15 protein-coding genes are annotated in these 15431 nt (G+C 46.8%); 7 read left to right on the forward strand and 8 right to left on the reverse strand.

Translation table 11 applies throughout. From position 1 onward, the window contains the following. Window positions 1-19 precede the first annotated feature (19 nt). The 6 genes from Q338_RS12815 to Q338_RS14675 all read left to right on the forward strand — a co-directional run bounded on the left by Q338_RS12815 (window position 20) and on the right by Q338_RS14675 (window position 5332). Complete coding sequence (locus Q338_RS12815; protein WP_034296271.1) at window positions 20-577, forward strand: DUF1877 family protein; 558 nt, start codon at window positions 20-22, stop codon at window positions 575-577. A gap of 78 nt (window positions 578-655) precedes the next feature. Further along, window positions 656-2920: a DNA internalization-related competence protein ComEC/Rec2 gene (locus Q338_RS12820; RefSeq protein ID WP_034296274.1), complete on the forward strand. Its 2265-nt coding sequence runs from the start codon at window positions 656-658 to the stop codon at window positions 2918-2920. An 81-nt stretch (window positions 2921-3001) separates the two neighbouring features. Beyond that, on the forward strand, window positions 3002-4102 hold the full coding sequence (trmA, locus tag Q338_RS12825) for a tRNA (uridine(54)-C5)-methyltransferase TrmA (protein WP_034296277.1): 1101 nt from the start codon (window positions 3002-3004) through the stop codon (window positions 4100-4102). A gap of 23 nt (window positions 4103-4125) precedes the next feature. Next, a complete protein-coding gene (gene rfaE2, locus Q338_RS12830; protein ID WP_034296280.1) occupies window positions 4126-4614 on the forward strand; it encodes a D-glycero-beta-D-manno-heptose 1-phosphate adenylyltransferase in 489 nt (162 codons plus the stop codon). Window positions 4615-4658: 44 nt separating this feature from the next. Next, window positions 4659-5135 (forward strand): hypothetical protein, encoded by a 477-nt coding sequence (locus tag Q338_RS12835; RefSeq protein ID WP_034296284.1) that lies wholly within the window; start codon window positions 4659-4661, stop codon window positions 5133-5135. A gap of 2 nt (window positions 5136-5137) precedes the next feature. After that, window positions 5138-5332, forward strand: coding sequence for a hypothetical protein (locus tag Q338_RS14675; protein ID WP_156961087.1), 195 nt, complete (start codon window positions 5138-5140; stop codon window positions 5330-5332). Window positions 5333-5335: 3 nt separating this feature from the next. Here the strand turns inward: Q338_RS14675 and Q338_RS12840 are convergent, their stop codons facing one another. Continuing rightward, window positions 5336-5725, reverse strand: a complete 390-nt coding sequence (locus Q338_RS12840) for a hypothetical protein (RefSeq protein ID WP_034296509.1) — start codon at window positions 5723-5725, stop codon at window positions 5336-5338. A gap of 118 nt (window positions 5726-5843) precedes the next feature. On the opposite strand from Q338_RS12840, the gene Q338_RS12845 reads away from it, so the two are divergent. Next, complete coding sequence (locus Q338_RS12845) at window positions 5844-6758, forward strand: lysine exporter LysO family protein (protein ID WP_034296287.1); 915 nt, start codon at window positions 5844-5846, stop codon at window positions 6756-6758. Window positions 6759-7169: 411 nt separating this feature from the next. Here Q338_RS12845 and Q338_RS12850 read toward each other — a convergent pair whose 3' ends face one another. The 7 genes from Q338_RS12850 to Q338_RS12880 form a co-directional block, all read right to left on the reverse strand. After that, window positions 7170-7796: an HI_0552 family protein gene (locus Q338_RS12850; RefSeq protein WP_034296290.1), complete on the reverse strand. Its 627-nt coding sequence runs from the start codon at window positions 7794-7796 to the stop codon at window positions 7170-7172. A 141-nt stretch (window positions 7797-7937) separates the two neighbouring features. Continuing rightward, entirely contained in the window at window positions 7938-8936 is a 999-nt protein-coding gene (waaF, locus tag Q338_RS12855) for a lipopolysaccharide heptosyltransferase II (RefSeq protein WP_034296293.1), read from the reverse strand. A gap of 56 nt (window positions 8937-8992) precedes the next feature. Continuing rightward, the gene (gene recX, locus Q338_RS12860) at window positions 8993-9454 is read right to left on the reverse strand and encodes a recombination regulator RecX (protein WP_034296296.1); all 462 of its coding nucleotides are present in this window, start codon (window positions 9452-9454) and stop codon (window positions 8993-8995) included. 268 nt (window positions 9455-9722) lie between these two features. Continuing rightward, window positions 9723-10952 carry an HlyD family type I secretion periplasmic adaptor subunit gene (locus tag Q338_RS12865; RefSeq protein WP_034296299.1) on the reverse strand — a complete coding sequence of 410 codons (1230 nt, stop codon included), beginning with the start codon at window positions 10950-10952 and terminating at the stop codon, window positions 9723-9725. Window positions 10953-11145: 193 nt separating this feature from the next. Next, window positions 11146-13320, reverse strand: coding sequence for a type I secretion system permease/ATPase (locus tag Q338_RS12870; RefSeq protein WP_034296302.1), 2175 nt, complete (start codon window positions 13318-13320; stop codon window positions 11146-11148). Between the two features lie 220 nt (window positions 13321-13540). Beyond that, window positions 13541-15040, reverse strand: coding sequence for a tetratricopeptide repeat protein (locus tag Q338_RS12875; protein ID WP_051968658.1), 1500 nt, complete (start codon window positions 15038-15040; stop codon window positions 13541-13543). A gap of 14 nt (window positions 15041-15054) precedes the next feature. Beyond that, window positions 15055-15431 (reverse strand): hypothetical protein (locus tag Q338_RS12880; protein WP_034296306.1); only part of this gene is annotated, 377 nt, incomplete at its 5' end.

Consider the following 15431-nt stretch of genomic DNA (forward strand, 5'->3'; position numbering starts at 1 on the left):
AAATGAATAAAGGAATAATATGGCGGCAATTATTTATACAGCGTACAGCCCATTTACACTAGATGCCATTGTGCAAGCTATGGAAAATCAAATAGGCAAACAAATACTGATAAACAGTTTTACTTTGCCTCAAGAGGGCGATGAACGCTATATGGCACTCCCATCAGCGTGGCGCGTGTTGCAATCCATGCTCACGGGCGTGGATAATGATGACAATGAATATTTAACCGAATGTTTTGATGGGCAAAATTATTTAGATGGTTGGAGCGATAAGGGGGCGGCGTGGATTGATGCTGAACACGTTGCTCATATTGCTGAATCCTTGCAAAATATTGATTTTAAAGAACGTTTACGCTTATTTAATGAATACCAACATAAAATCAGCAGCAGTCTTTCACAAGAAGCCATAGATAAATTTGACCAAAATTGTGGCAGCAAATTCGCCGATTGCAATGAATTCAACAATATGCACAGCGAAAAACGTCAAGCCGAATTGCATACTTGTTTTCAACAATTGTCCGCGTTTTACCAAGCGGCGGCGGCGCGTGGCGATGGTTTAATTGTTGAATTTGCTTAATTTTTGTAAACAAGAAAATGCACATTTAGGATAAACCAATGTGCATTTTTTATTTTCAGGTAGCCTGAAAGATTTTTTATGTGGAAAAACATTGTTTTACCCGCATTTTGTGTGGGCGCAATTGCCGCGTTTTTTGTGCCAGCGCAGGGCGTGGATTGGCTGGTGTGGCTGGGCGTGTTGCTGCTGGTTTTGGGATTTATTTTTTATAAAATCAATCAGTTATCGTGGTTTGTGTTGGCATTGGTGGCGGTGTTGCTGGGGGCGAGTTACAGCGCAATCCGCACCCAATCCGCCTTGTCGCGCCAATGGCAAGCCGCCGCCGAATCAACCGAATTTCACATAAAAATCACAGGTTTGCCTGAACAAAATGGACAGGGACGCACGCGTTTTATCGCTCAAGCCACCGCCGCCGATGGGCGGCGTTATCGCTTATTGTTTCAAGATTATCAGCCGCGTGAGTGGCGAGTGGGCGAACATTGGCGCGTGAAAGCGCGTGTGCGTGCGCCGATTGATATGCGAAATGCGGTGGGTTTTGACCGCCAAGCGTGGGCGTTGGCGAATGGCGTGGACGGCATGGCGACGGTGGGCAAAACGCGTTTCAGGCTGCCTGAACATTCATGGGCTGGCATAAATGGCATTCGCGCCCAAATGGTGCAAAATTGGCAAAATGTATCAATGGTTTATCCGCAAGGCGCGGCATTGATGAAAGCCCTATCGGTGGGCGATGACAGTGCATTGTCGGCGGCGGTGTGGGCGGCGTTGCGCCCTTTGGGGCTGAATCATTTGATTAGCATTTCGGGTTTGCATATTACCCTGATTGCGCTGTTGGCGGCGTGGATAAGTAAGAAAATCATGCGTTTGGGCAAAATGCCGCGCCGTCCGCGTGTGTATGCTTTGGCGGTGGCTTGGTTGGCGGCGGTGGTTTATACGGGTTTGGCGGGTTTTGAAGTGCCTGCTTTGCGTAGCTTGTTGATGTTAAGCGTGTTTTCTTGGTCGTGGTGGCGGCGTGGGCAATTTTCCAATTGGCAAATTTGGTGGACGGCGTTGGCGGCGGTGCTGTTGTATCAGCCGATGGCGGTGTTGGCGGTGGGGTTTTGGTTATCGTTTGGTTTGGTGGGGGCATTGTTGTGGGTATTGAGTTTCAGGCTGCCTGAAACGGGGGAACGCGGCTTTTGGCAACACCGAATCATCGTTTTAAAACAAGCCACACGCGCACAATGGGCAGCCACTTTAATCGGCGGCGTGGCGACCATTTATCTCTTTGGTTTATTGCCGATTTTCAGTCCTGTGGTGAACGCGTTTGCCATTCCCTTTTTTTCGTGGATACTCACGCCTTTGGCTTTGCTGGCTTCGGCTGTGCCTTCGGATACGCTGAAATGGCTGGCGGCGGGTTTGGGTGAATGGACGATTCATTTATTGATTATTTTGGGTAATTATTTACCTGAAGCCGAATTTGCTCATGTGCCCATGCCATTATTTTTATTGGCGATTCTGGGCAGTCTGATTTTATTATTGCCTATGGGTTTGCGATTAAAACCTTTGTCTATCATGATGTTAGCCGCATTTTCCCTGTATCAACCGCCGCCCGTTTCAGGCAGCCTGAACGCAACTGTCTACGATGTGGGGCAAGGATTATCCGTTTTGATTCAAACACCTACGAAAAATATTCTGTACGATACAGGCACAGCCGCCGCCGCCGAATTTGCCTTATTGCCCAATTTACGCGCCGCAGGGGTGGACGAATTGGACACGCTGATTTTATCGCACCACGATGACGACCATGATGGCGGTTTTCCAAGTTTGCAAAAAAATATAAAAATCAAACAAATATATGCTGGTCAGCCTGAATTTTATCCACACGCCCAATTGTGCGTGGGCAATTGGACGGTGGACGATGTGCGTTTTGAATTTTTCAGGCTGCCTGAAAATCTACAAATTCACAGTAAAGACAATGAGTTAAGCTGCGTATTGCGCGTTTCTCACAAGGGGCAGGCTTTGTTGATCACAGGCGACATCAGCAGCGCAACAGAAGCACAATTCATTGAACAATATGGAAAAAATCTTCATGCCAATGTGCTGATACTCGCCCATCACGGCAGTAAATCCAGCAACAGCAGCGCATGGCTACGCGCCGTATCGCCGCAAGTGGGCGTGGCAAGTAGCGGATTGGGTAATGCTTTTCGCCACCCATCGGCGGATGTGGTGCGGCGTTTGGCGGCATTGCAGATACAATTATTGCGTACCGATTTACACGGAGGCATGGTTTTTTATTTTACTGAACAAGGGGTTAAATACCGATTATTAGCGCAGGACAAATTTTGGTGGCAAAGCAAGCCATTTTGAGTTTCAGGCTGCCTGAAACCGCCCAAATTTGCCCAAATCCGCTATAATTTACCCATCAAAATATTGGAGAAACCCGATTCAATGAGCGCGTACACCGACCAACTTCGTCAAAAAACCGATTATCTCACCAAATTGCTGCAATCTTTCCATCTGCCCAGCATGCAAGTTTTCCCATCTGCCGAACAGCATTTTCGCCAACGCGCCGAATTTCGCGTGTGGCATGAAGGCGATGAAATGTGCTATGCCATGTTTCAAAAAGGACAGAAAGCCAGTAGCAACTCATTAATTAAAATAGAAAAATTTCCCATTGCTGCACAAAGCATTAACGACATCATGCCACGCCTGATGGCGGCGATGGCGGCGCAAAACGTGTTGCGCCATCGCTGGTATCAGGTGGAATTTTTGGCGACTTTGAGCGGAGAAATGCTGATTACCCTGATTTACCACAAGCGTTTGGACGAAGAATGGGAAGTGGCGGCGCGTGCTTTGCAAACGCAATTGGGCGTGTGGATTATTGGGCGAAGTCGTGGGCAAAAGATTGTTTTGCAACAAGATTTTGTTACCGAAAAATTGACCGTGCATGGGCAAAATTTTATTTATCGCCAAATTGAAGGCGGTTTCACGCAACCGAATGCGCGTATGTGTGAAAAAATGCTGGAATGGGCGTGTACGGCGGCTGGGGATTCTCAAGATTTTGATTTATTGGAACTTTATTGCGGAAATGGCAATTTTACCCTGCCTTTGTCGCAACATTTTCGCCGCGTGTTGGCGACCGAAGTCTCCAAAACTTCAGTGCAGGCAGCGCAATGGAATATTGCGGCAAATCATAGAGATAATATTGAAATTGCACGGCTTTCTGCCGAAGAGTTTACGCAAGCGTTTTCAGGCTGCCGTGAATTTGAGCGTTTGCGTACGCAAGGCGTTTCATTACAAGATTATGATTTTTCAACTATTTTTATTGACCCACCCCGTGCTGGTGTGGACGATGAAACCTTGCAATTGGTGGCGCAATTTGAGCGCGTGATTTATGTGTCGTGCAATCCTGAAACCTTGCGCGACAATTTGGCGGTTTTAACGAAAACGCATGATATTCAACAGCTTGCCTTATTTGACCAATTCCCGTTTACCCATCATATTGAAAGCGGTGTTTTATTGGTGAAAAAATCATTTCAGGCAGCCTGAAAATAAAATATATTGGAGAAACAATGAATTATCCCACTCCTGATTTTGAACGCAAAATTGTTGCCCCAGAACAGATTGTGGCGGCGTGCGCGAATTTGCCGCGTCCATTGGTGTTTACCAATGGTTGTTTTGACATTATTCATCGCGGACACGTCAGCTATTTGGCGCAGGCGCGGGCTTTGGGTGGTAGCCTGATTTTGGCTTTAAATACAGATGCTTCGGTCAAACGTCAAGGCAAAGGCGATGACCGCCCGATTAATGAGTTGGCGCAACGGGCGGCGGTGTGCGCGGCTTTGCAGAGCGTGGATTTGGTAACGTGGTTTGATGAAGACACGCCGTTTGATTTAATTCAATTGATTCAACCCGATGTGTTGGTGAAAGGCGGCGATTGGTCGCCCGATAAAATTGTGGGCGCGGCGGAAACTTTGGCGCGTGGCGGTGCGGTGCATAGCATTCCATTTTTACATGAAACTTCTACCACAAAAATGTTACAAAAAATCAGAATGTTGTAATTTTCAGGCAGCCTGAAAATCTTTTTTCAATAGGGAGTGTCAAAATGAATACATTTTATATCTACACCATGAAATTAGACGAATATCAGCAATTGATGGACGATGATTTCATCAGCGATGAAACGCGCCAAATTAAGCTGAACAATCATTTGCTGGTGTCTGGCACCAATCGGCGGATTATCACGGAATTGTTGCGGCTGAATGGTTTGCATGAATTGGTGCAGGGCGAGAGTGATGTGAATGTGTTTGATAGCCATGTTTTTGGTATGAAATACAATCAGTTGCAATCATTGGTGCAAAGTGAAGTGCGCATGGCGGCAGGGCATTTTTCGCATACGATTCATCGGGTGAATTTGGCGGCGTTTTATTATTTGTCGTTTCATGTTGAGCGTGAATTGACGGTGGTTTTGCTGAAAAATGAATTGCCCGATGGGGCTATTGAACGCGGCAATTGGGAAGGTGTACCGCCAACGCCTGCGCCCACATACAGTCGCTTTTATGATTCTGATTTGCCTGAATAATTTTGTTAAACAAAAAAACGGAATTTCATGATGAAATTCCGTTTTTCCGTTTTCAGGCTGCCTTACGGTACACGACAACTACATGTAGGGTGCGTATTACGCACCGAAATTTCAATTATTTGATGATTTGGTGCGTGGTACGCACCCTACATTTGGGAGTGTTTGTCAAAATGGTTGTGTACTTTCAGGCTGCCTGAAAATTAAAATTTAGGTCTTTGACTTTTGCGCCACATACGCACATAGCCCACCACAATCGGCAACGCCATCAAAGTCAATTTCAGCCACCAAGACGCATACCAAGGCTTGCTCAATACCACCACTTCGCCCGCAGGCACCGCCACGCCGCGCAAGGCAAACCAGTCCAGCACCGCCCACCAACATGCCACCAATCCACCCCATGCAAATGGATACAATTTGCCCAATCGCCCAGCCTGCCACAGCAAAAATACCACCACCGCCCACACCGCCGTGCAGCCTGTAACCATCAGCACCGTTGTCCAGTCGCCCGTGAATCGTACCGCCACATAAGTCAGCACCGTCCAAAACGCCGCCAAACACGCCATAATCACTTCTTCAGGTTTGCTAAACATCGCTTGTTTTCCTTCAAAATGCATCAAAATATAATCTTGAAATATTAACGACATTTGGCATTGGTCGCAATCAAATTTCGCTATAATTTATGCTTTTTTGGGATAGGGGGAATACAGTATGTGGTCTCATTTTCAAAATATATTATTGATTTTAATGCCATTGTTTATCGGGTTTGCGTGTAAATTGCCCAAGCCGTATGTGCAGATGACCGATAGGCTGTTATCGGTTTTGGTGTATGTGATTTTGCTGCTGATAGGTGTGGAATTGGCGCAAGTGGACAATTTGGGGCAGGAATTGGGCAAAATGGCGATGTATGCTGCTTTGCTGTTTATTTTATTGATGATGTGTAATTTATTGATTTTGTTTTGGTTTGATAAATTATTTTTCAAACAGCACCCGTTTCAGCCCAGCCAAACCACGCGGCAAAAAATCCGTTTTGCGGACAGTGCGAAACAAATGGGGGTATTGATTTTCGGCATGATATTGGGCGTGGGGCTGCCTGAAAACTGGCTGCCGCCACACCAAAGTGGACAATACGCGCTGATGACCTTGATTTTGATTGTGGGCATACAAATGCGTGGCAATGGGATTGCCTTGCGACAAATTTTGTTGAACAAGCATGGTTTGTATTTGAGTGCGTGGTTTATGGCTTCGTGTGGGTTGGCGGGTTTGCTGTTTGCGGCGATATTGCCTGAAGTGGGTTGGGCGAAAGGTTTAGCTTTATCATCGGGTTATGGTTGGTATTCGCTGTCGGGGATTGTGATGACACAGGCGTATGGTGCGACTTGGGGCGGTGTGGCTTTGTTGAATGATTTGTGGCGTGAATTTGCCGCGTTGATGTTTATCCCCTTGTTAATGCAAAGGTTTCCGAGTAGCGCGATTGGTTTGGGTGGGGCGACCAGTTTGGATTTTACGTTGCCGATTATTCAAAAATCGGGCGGTTTGGCGGCGGTGCCTGTGGCGGTGAGTTTTGGGTTTATTGTGAATTTGGTTGCGCCATTTTTGATGGTTTTGTTTAGTACAATTGGTTGATTATTTCGGGAAATACAGTCGCAGAACTGAAAAAGCAGTATGGCGTTGCCAACGCCCTTATGTACTATGCGTACACGGCGGGCGTTGTCGCCTTGTACTGCATTTTCATTTCTACGACTATAATTTTTCAGGCTGCCTTTCACTACCCTACAAAAAATATTGCTTGCAATCGTTGAGATACCAGCATTTCGCTCCTGTGGGAGAGGGAAAAATCGTTGAGCATTGACAGTTTTCCCCTCTCTCTAACCCTCTCCCACAGGAGAGGGGACAGGTGGGCGGTAGGCAAAAATTTGTAGGGTAGTAAAAGGCTGCCTGAAAATATGGCTTGAGTGGAAAACGGTGGGCTGGGCAGCGTGGTACGCGGCGCAACGCGTGTTCAAGATAATGAATATAATGGGAAATTTTTGCTTTTCAGGCTGCCTGAAAACAGTGTTCATACAATGGCAGCAATTCTTCTACTGTATTCACGATAAAATTCAAAGCGTTCACATTGGTCAAATCATCGCGCGGTATGTGTTTGCCTAGACAGAAAAAATCGTCTGCATGGTGGATTTGTGGGGCGGGCTGCTGGCGGACGGTGGCGTAATCGGCGTATTCGCTGGCTGCGCCGTGCCATAAATCAAAATCGGCATATTGCGCCGCGTCCAAATTGTCCAACCAACGGTTGTAATCGGGCAGGGCGATGGTGGAGACATCGGCTTTGTAGCAATGCCAATCCAGCGATACGGTTAGCCGTTTTCGGTTTAATAATAATGAGATAATTGCCGCGTCTTGTGTGTGCGCGGCGTATTTGAAATAGGCAAAAAAATGGGCGCGAACTTGCCAGCCATTGCACCAGCGTTCAATATGCGGTGCGGCGAATTGGGGATTGGCTTGCGTTAATGTTTCATGTGCTTGTAATATCAGCGTTTTCCAATCATTCCATGCGGCTTTGTAATCGGCTTTGAGCTGTGGAATGGTTTCGGGGGCGTATTGTTTTAATTGGGCAAATTGGAAAAAGGGGCGGTTGAATAGGTCGCAATGTTGGGGGGTAAGCATGGGGTGGAATCCTTTCAGGTTGCCTGAATATGTGGTTTGAGTGTGAAACGGTGGATTGGGCAGCGTGGTACGCGGCGCAACGCGTGTTCAACGCAATGAATATGATGGGGAATTTTTGGCTTTTCAGGCTGCCTGAAAGGTTCAATTCCCCAATTCACCGTGTAATCTGATAACCTGTTCGGGCAATAATTTCCGTAAACAATCCGTATGCCCCAAAGGACATTCGCGTTTAAAACATGGGCTGCAATCCAAATTCAAACTGGCGATTTTCGCCGTATCGCTCAAAGGCGGTGTGTGGTCTGCGCTGGACGAGCCGTACACCGCCACCAATTTCGCCCCCACCGCCGCCGCCAAGTGCATTAAACCGCTATCGTTGCACACCACCCCATCGGCACACGCCAATAAATCAATGGCTTGCGCCAAATTTGTTTTGCCGCACAAATTTACGCACAGGCTGCCTGAAAGCCGATTGATTTCTTCCGAAACATCAAAATCTTTCTGCGAACCAAATAGCCAAATTTGCCAACCTTGCGCCGCGTAATGTTGCGCCGTTGCCGCAAAATGTTCAGGCAGCCAGCGTTTTGCCGCGCCGTATTCCGCGCCTGCACACAATGCCATGATTTTGCGCGATTTATCCAAACTGTGCGCCGCCAACGCCGCCGCTTGACTGTCCGCATTAATCTGTAAATGCGGCTGACTGCTGCCAACAAATTTTCCAGCCAAAGCGGTGTATCTGTCCACCATTAATGGGAATTTTTGTTTATCTAATTTATATAAATCATTCAATAAGATATAACGCATTTCTCCCACATAACCCGTGCGCTGTTTTGCCCCTGTTGCCGCCGCCACAATCGCTGATTTAAGTGAATTGGGCAACACAATCACTTGGTCGTAGCCAGATTGTCCCAATTCACGCCCCACGCGCCAGCGTTCACGCAACGCCAATGCGCCATGCCCAAACGGATTTTCAATCACACGCCGAATTTCTGGCATGCGCTCAAACACCGCCATAGACCATTTCGGGGCAAACACGTCTATCACACAGTCAGGGTGCAGTTCGCGCAGACGGCGATAAAGTGGTTGGGTCATCACACAATCGCCTATCCATGATGGGGAAATAATTAAAATTTGTTTAAACATAATGGTTTATAAAAAATAAAGTGAGTGAATTTTAACACAATGCAGCCTGAAAACCATCAAACGTCATCATCATTATCGTCCCACGCGCGACGCATGGCTTTTTGCGCCACATCTGCGGTGAAACCGCGATACAGCAAAAAACGCATTTGTTTTTGTTTTTCGGCGGCTTCGCTTGCAGGCTGCCTGAATTTTTTGCGTAACACTTCGCAGGCGTGGGCGAAATCGGTTTCGCTGTCGGGCAAATATTCGGCGATGGTTGCCGCGTCCACGCCTTTTTGCGTTAAGGCTTGTTTTAGGCGCACGCGACCGTGTTTACGCGATTTGCTGTTGATAAAGGCTTCGGCGTAACGCTCGTCTGATTGCCAATTTAAATCGGCAAATTCGGTGAGTACCGCGTCGATTTCGTCTTCGCTTTCGGCGTAGGGGGCGAGTTTGCGTTTTAATTCTAATTTGCTCATTTCGCGGCGCGATAGGTGTTCTAAAGCGCGGCTGCGTAGGGATTTTTCGGGGCGAGACATGGGGAAATTTTGTGGAGAAATAAGAGTAGGGGGAATATTAGAACCTGTGTTCATAATCTTAATAGCTTGCTTTTATCGCTACTTCATGCGCCTACTGCGTTGGCTTTCCACGCCAATATGTTCAATATTGGCATGAAAAGCCGCCTTGTATTCGCAAGAATTATCAATAAAATCAAGCCATCAATCTTACGAACACAGGTTCTTAAAATGTAGGGGCTTGGTACGTACCCTACATTTGTTTGTCGTGTACTAAAAGGCAGCCTGAAAATCAACGCTCACGCAATGCCTGTTTCAAACGCGTAATCGGTTTCACAAGATAGTCAAACACAGTTTTCTCACCTGTTTTCACATCTACCGTTGCCACCATACCGGGGATAATTTCCATCGGTTCGCCATTTTTGTCTTTGATGGCATTGCTGTTGGTTTCCACCAAAATGCGGTAATACTGTTGATTTTGGTCTAATTTTAATTCATCGGCGCGTTTTTGATTGCTCAAAGTATCGGGCGAAATAAATTTCACTTTGCCGTCCAAGCCACCATAAATTGCGTAATCATACGCACTGATTTTCACCACCGCGTCCAAACCAGGGCGCATAAACGCCACGTCTTGCGGACGAATATAGGCTTCCACCAATAATTTTTCGTCCAAAGGCACGATTTCCAAAATCTCTTGACCCGCTTGCACCACGCCGCCTACGGTGTTGATTTGAATATTTTTCACCACGCCACGCAAAGGCGCACGAATTTCCGAACGCAACACAGGGTCGGCGCGCATCAACATATTTTCACGCGCTTGGGCAAATTCGGTTTCCATTTTCACCAATTCATTATTCGCTTCGGCGGCGTAGTGGTTGCGTTTTTCAGCAATTTGCAAAGCCAATTGCGAAGATTCGCGGCGCATACGCAATAATTCCACTTCCGAAACCACGCCTTGTTGCACCATAGGCGCGGTGATGGCGATTTCTTGGTCTAATGTGTTTTTGCTTTCGCTCAAACCTGCGATGGAATCCAATACGGCGCGGCGGCGCGCTTCGTAAGCCGCCGTTTCACGGATTTTTAAATCATTGGGAATATTATTCGGGAATTTCAATTCTGTGCCATAGGCTTCGGCGCGTAAACGGGCAATCATTGCCGCCAAGTTCACCACTTTCGCTTCACTTTCGCGCAAAATCGCTGAACTGCGTGTATCGTCTAATTTCAGCAATACTTGCCCTTTTTCCACGATATCACCTTCTTTGACCTTCATTTCGGCGATTGTACCTGGGTCTAGGCTCTGCACAATTTGTTCGCGGCTGGTGGGAATCACGCTACCTTGTCCACGTGTTACTTCTTCCACTGTGCTGTTATATGCCCACACAAGGAAGACAATAACCAGCGTTAAAAATAAAATAATCACCGCAAACAAACCACGATGTTTTTCGGTTTGCAAGGCAGCGTTTAAATCGTTGATTAAATGCAAATCAGATGAACTGATGTTGTCGGGCTTTTGGTTTTTCATAAAAATGTTCCAATAGTTTTATTGGGAAATGAGGTTTCAGGCTGCCTGTGGTACGCGACAAAACTCATGTAGGGTGCGTATTACGCACCGAATTTATCAAGTGATTTGAATAATTTGGTGCGTGGTGCGCACCCTACATTTTAGGTGTGAGTAAAAATGGTCATGTATTTTCAGGCTGCCTGAACATTCAATTTCACGCAGGGCGTGGTAAATCATTGCTCGGTGCGGCTGGTGCATTTTTTTGTTGCTCATTTTGCATTAAACGCTGCAACACCGCATCGCGTGGACCGTCCATCACCACCGTACCATTGTCAATCACAATAATGCGGTTCACCATTTTCAGCACTTGCGGACGATGTGTTACCACAATCACGGTTTTATCATGCGCCCATTGCGACAAAGCATTCAACGCCATGTTTTCCGTATTGCCGTCCAAACCTGTGGTCGGCTCGTCCAGCAACACCACACGCGGCTGTTTCAAAGTCAAACGCGCCAACGCAATAATCTGTTTCTGACCGCCCGACAAACCTTGACCATCTTCGCCCAAAGGCATATCCAAACCCTGTGGGTGTCCCTGAATGATTTTTTCCAAACCAAATCGCGCCAACGCATTGAGCAAATCTTGGTCGGTAGATGAGTAACCATCGGTACGCGCCAAATCCATATTTTCACGCAGGCTGCCTAAAAATAAGCGCGGCGATTGATTCAACAACACAATTTGGTTACGCAAAAAACTCGGGTCAATTTGGCGAATATCCACATTGTCCAGCGTAACATTGCCGCCTTGCGCGGGGTCATACAAACCCGAAGCCAGTTTCAATAAAGTGGATTTACCGCTACCAATACTGCCCAAAATCGCCACTTTTTCGCCTGCTGGAATATGAATACTCACTTCGCGCAAGGCAGGCTGCACATCTTTGCCATAAGAAAACGACACGCGATTGAATTTTATCTCGCCGCGCGTTTCGGTCAGCGTGATGTATTGGCGGTCGGCGGCGCGTTCAATTGGTCGTTCAATGATTTTATTCACACCCTCCAGCGCATGCTTGGCAGACTGATAACGGGTTGCCAAACCTGCAATTTGCCCCAAAGGTGCCAGTGCACGCCCCGACAAAATCACGGAAGCAATCAAAGCACCCATTGTGATTTGATTACCAGGGTCTTGGCTGTGAATCAAATGCGTACCCACCAAAATCAAACCCACTGTATTCAATTGCTGCATGGTAACAGCAAAGTTTACCAAAAAATTACTAATATCTTTGGTTTTGATGGAGGCGGCAGAAGTTTTCGCGGTGTAATCGTCCCATTTTTGTTGCGCCCAATTGGTTGCATTGTTTACCTTCAAAGTTTCAATGCCTTCAATTGCCTCTACTGCCAAACCTTGACGTTGTGAACCTTCTTTCATGGATTCATTGATCGCTTTGGCTAGGGAACGCTGCCCCAACAAACTCACAATAATCACCAATGGAATAATCGTGAGTGGCACAAACGCCAATTTACCACCAATGATGGAAATCACAATCACAAATAACAGCAAAAATGGAAAATCTGCCAACGCCAACAAACTCGCACTAGTCATAAATTCACGCACCGATTCAAAGTCACGCAAATTATTCGCATACGAACCCGAAGAAGTTGGCTTTTCCGCCAAACGCAACGCCATCACGCGACGAAACAACGCCGAGCTGATAATCAAATCCGCCTTTTTCCCTGCAATATCCGTGAGATGACCACGAATTAATTTTGTAATCAATTCAAACGTAATCGCCACCACCACACCAATACTCAACGCCCACAACGTTTCATAAGTCTGATTGGGAATCACGCGATCGTACACTTGCATCACGTACAGCGAGCTGACTAACGCCAAAAAGTTAATCAAAATGGTCGCCAAAATAATTTGGTAATAATAATGCCTGAATCGCCAAATCACTTTCCAAAACCATTGTTTTGGCAAAGTATATTCGGGCAAATCCGAGCGTGCGTCCAATGAAGTTTTCGGTTTCACAAACCAGCAATAGCCCAAATACAATTGGTTTAATTCGTCATAACTCAACTCGCTGGACACGCCACCCACTTGGCGCAATTGAAAACGGCGTGTGCGCCCTGTTCCCGTGATTTGGGTAACGACTGCCGCTTCTTCATTGCGCAAAATCACCACCAACGGGGTCGCCAATGAAGGAATATCGCTTAAATCGCGTTTGGAGAGCGTGTTTTCAAAACCAAAACTCGCCAATACTTCGGAAAGTGAATGGTAGTTCACGCTTAATTTTTGGTCGCGCAACACTTGGGCGGACAATGCCGCTTCGGCAACGGGTGTGCCGTAAAGCTGCGTGGCAAGCGAAAGGTGTTCAATGATGGATTTCATGATTTATCTTTTAAAGATTATGGATTTGTAATTTATTAATTGTGTTGTTTTCAGGCTGCTTTTCAGTACACGATAAAAATAATCGTAGGGTGCGCCGTGCGCACCAAAATGATTGAATAATTTAAATATTTCAGTAAATCTGGTACGCACGGCGCACCCTACATGATTCGTGATTGAAAAATTGTCGTACTAAAAGGCAGCCTGAAAAAATAATACGGCGTTAATTATCATACAAACTGATTTCAGTCAGCCCCTGATTATTCAAACCAAAATACTGGCTTTCAGGCAGCCTGTGGCTAAATTTGCCATTTTGCACGGTGGCATGAAAACGCAACACTTCGCGTTCTGGTGCAAATTGGTAATAACCGCGCTCATCAGGCACAGGCGGCAACTGACTGCGCACCACACAAGTGTAAGCCGTGCCATCGGGTTTATCAATGTTTACGGTAAACTCGTCAGGCGTATAATTTTCGCCCACCAAATGCACGTCCACCACCGTATGCCCCAATTCACCCATGCCCTGATGGTAACGCTGTGGAATATGCGCCACCGCCTTACCATCGCGCAACACCGCCCGATAAGTGCAAATTTTCCGCATTTCAGGCAACACATTCAAGCTGTAATCTTCATTCCACAAGGGCGAAACGCGGCTACGCAAAGTCCAATCAATTTCCGTGCCATCGGGTTTATCCATATTAATGATAACGGGATAATCGCCTTCGTCTTTGCCCACATGCGTGATTTCAAAATTGGAAAACGTGTCGGCAGGAAAATCAAGGCTGCCTGCAAAACCAAAAATACGGTCATGCGTACACACACTCTGCCGCGCAAACAACCAAACGTGTTCACGCAAAAAATACTGGTCGGCAAAACGTGGGTGCACAGGCACATTATTCAAATAATGATTGATTCTATTGTGAAAATCAGGAATCGCACCGCCCACCGCGCCCCACAAACCCGCCAAAATCAATTCCGTGTGCGAACCACCATCGCGCAATAAATGAAACATTTTGCCACTCGCCACCCAATCGCGCACCGCTTTGGCTTCGCGCTGCGAAATCACCGAATCCGCGTCGCGGAAAATCACCCGCGCCACATCATTTTCCGTGAGCGGCAAAAATCGCCACATTGTCTTTGCCCAATGGCGAATATTATCAGGAATATGAACCACTTGCGCCCCAGCTTGCAGCAAACGCGTAATCGCAATCGGCGACACCGTCTCGTCCACATAAAAACGGCACACCCAATCGGGATAAATCTGCGGCGCAAGTTCCGCGTTCAACACCGCCGTTTCCACATAAGACGAATCATTACCATACAATGAAAACGAAATAATCTGCAAATGCCGTTTTTCAGGCTGCCTGATATTTTCATCTGGCAATTCAGGCAATTGCGCATATTTTGACACAATCTCCATATCGCGCAAACGCAAAGATTCCGCCCCATAACGGCTGCTGCGCCACCAATCCAGTTTACACCCATAAGCGTGCGACAAAACATCATAAGCATTGATTAAATCCTGCTTAATCGGCAAAATTTTCAATGCAAAATCAATTGCTTTATCATACTCGTTCAACAATAAAGCCGAAGTTGCCGCATTGCTCAAACTGGCGAAACAATCAGGCTGCTGCGCCAAATTCTGCAAACACAAATCCATCGCCGCCCGATAATCTTTTTTGTCAATCAATGCCACGATTTCTGTTTGCGATAACACATTCATGCGGGCACTTCCTTTCAGGCTGCCTGAAATTCATACGGCACACGCGCCGCAAACGTCAAAGCATTGGGCAATTCATTGCGCGAAGACGCGTCTTTGAGTAGCTCTTTTTTCGCTTTTTCATCAGCCGATTCATCGGGTTGCATATGCTGCTGGAACAGAGAACGCCATGATTTATTGCGCGGCGTATTGTCCATAATCACGCCATGTTCCAGCGATTCCACCAATTTCACTTTGGGTGGCGTGGGCGCGTTCAGCGTTTCCGCCGCCGCATTACCCGCCGTTTCCGCCGAATTCATGATTTCATCAAAATTCAAGGTTCGGGTGGGCGCGGTAATGGATTGAATTTTATCGTTTACCTGATTGCTGGTTTCGCGTACTTTTTCCGCCGAAT

Source organism: Alysiella crassa DSM 2578 (genome assembly GCF_000745955.1).
Lineage (GTDB): Bacteria > Pseudomonadota > Gammaproteobacteria > Burkholderiales > Neisseriaceae > Simonsiella > Simonsiella crassa.

Coding starts and splice junctions, on each gene's coding strand:
- Q338_RS12815 (WP_034296271.1), top strand. CDS start 20: ATGGCGGCAATTATTTATACAGCGTACAGCCCATTTACACTAGATGCC.
- Q338_RS12820 (WP_034296274.1), top strand. CDS start 656: ATGTGGAAAAACATTGTTTTACCCGCATTTTGTGTGGGCGCAATTGCC.
- trmA (WP_034296277.1), top strand. CDS start 3,002: ATGAGCGCGTACACCGACCAACTTCGTCAAAAAACCGATTATCTCACC.
- rfaE2 (WP_034296280.1), top strand. CDS start 4,126: ATGAATTATCCCACTCCTGATTTTGAACGCAAAATTGTTGCCCCAGAA.
- Q338_RS12835 (WP_034296284.1), top strand. CDS start 4,659: ATGAATACATTTTATATCTACACCATGAAATTAGACGAATATCAGCAA.
- Q338_RS12840 (WP_034296509.1), bottom strand. CDS start 5,725: ATGTTTAGCAAACCTGAAGAAGTGATTATGGCGTGTTTGGCGGCGTTT.
- Q338_RS12845 (WP_034296287.1), top strand. CDS start 5,844: ATGTGGTCTCATTTTCAAAATATATTATTGATTTTAATGCCATTGTTT.
- Q338_RS12850 (WP_034296290.1), bottom strand. CDS start 7,796: ATGCTTACCCCCCAACATTGCGACCTATTCAACCGCCCCTTTTTCCAA.
- waaF (WP_034296293.1), bottom strand. CDS start 8,936: ATGTTTAAACAAATTTTAATTATTTCCCCATCATGGATAGGCGATTGT.
- recX (WP_034296296.1), bottom strand. CDS start 9,454: ATGTCTCGCCCCGAAAAATCCCTACGCAGCCGCGCTTTAGAACACCTA.
- Q338_RS12865 (WP_034296299.1), bottom strand. CDS start 10,952: ATGAAAAACCAAAAGCCCGACAACATCAGTTCATCTGATTTGCATTTA.
- Q338_RS12870 (WP_034296302.1), bottom strand. CDS start 13,320: ATGAAATCCATCATTGAACACCTTTCGCTTGCCACGCAGCTTTACGGC.
- Q338_RS12875 (WP_051968658.1), bottom strand. CDS start 15,040: ATGAATGTGTTATCGCAAACAGAAATCGTGGCATTGATTGACAAAAAA.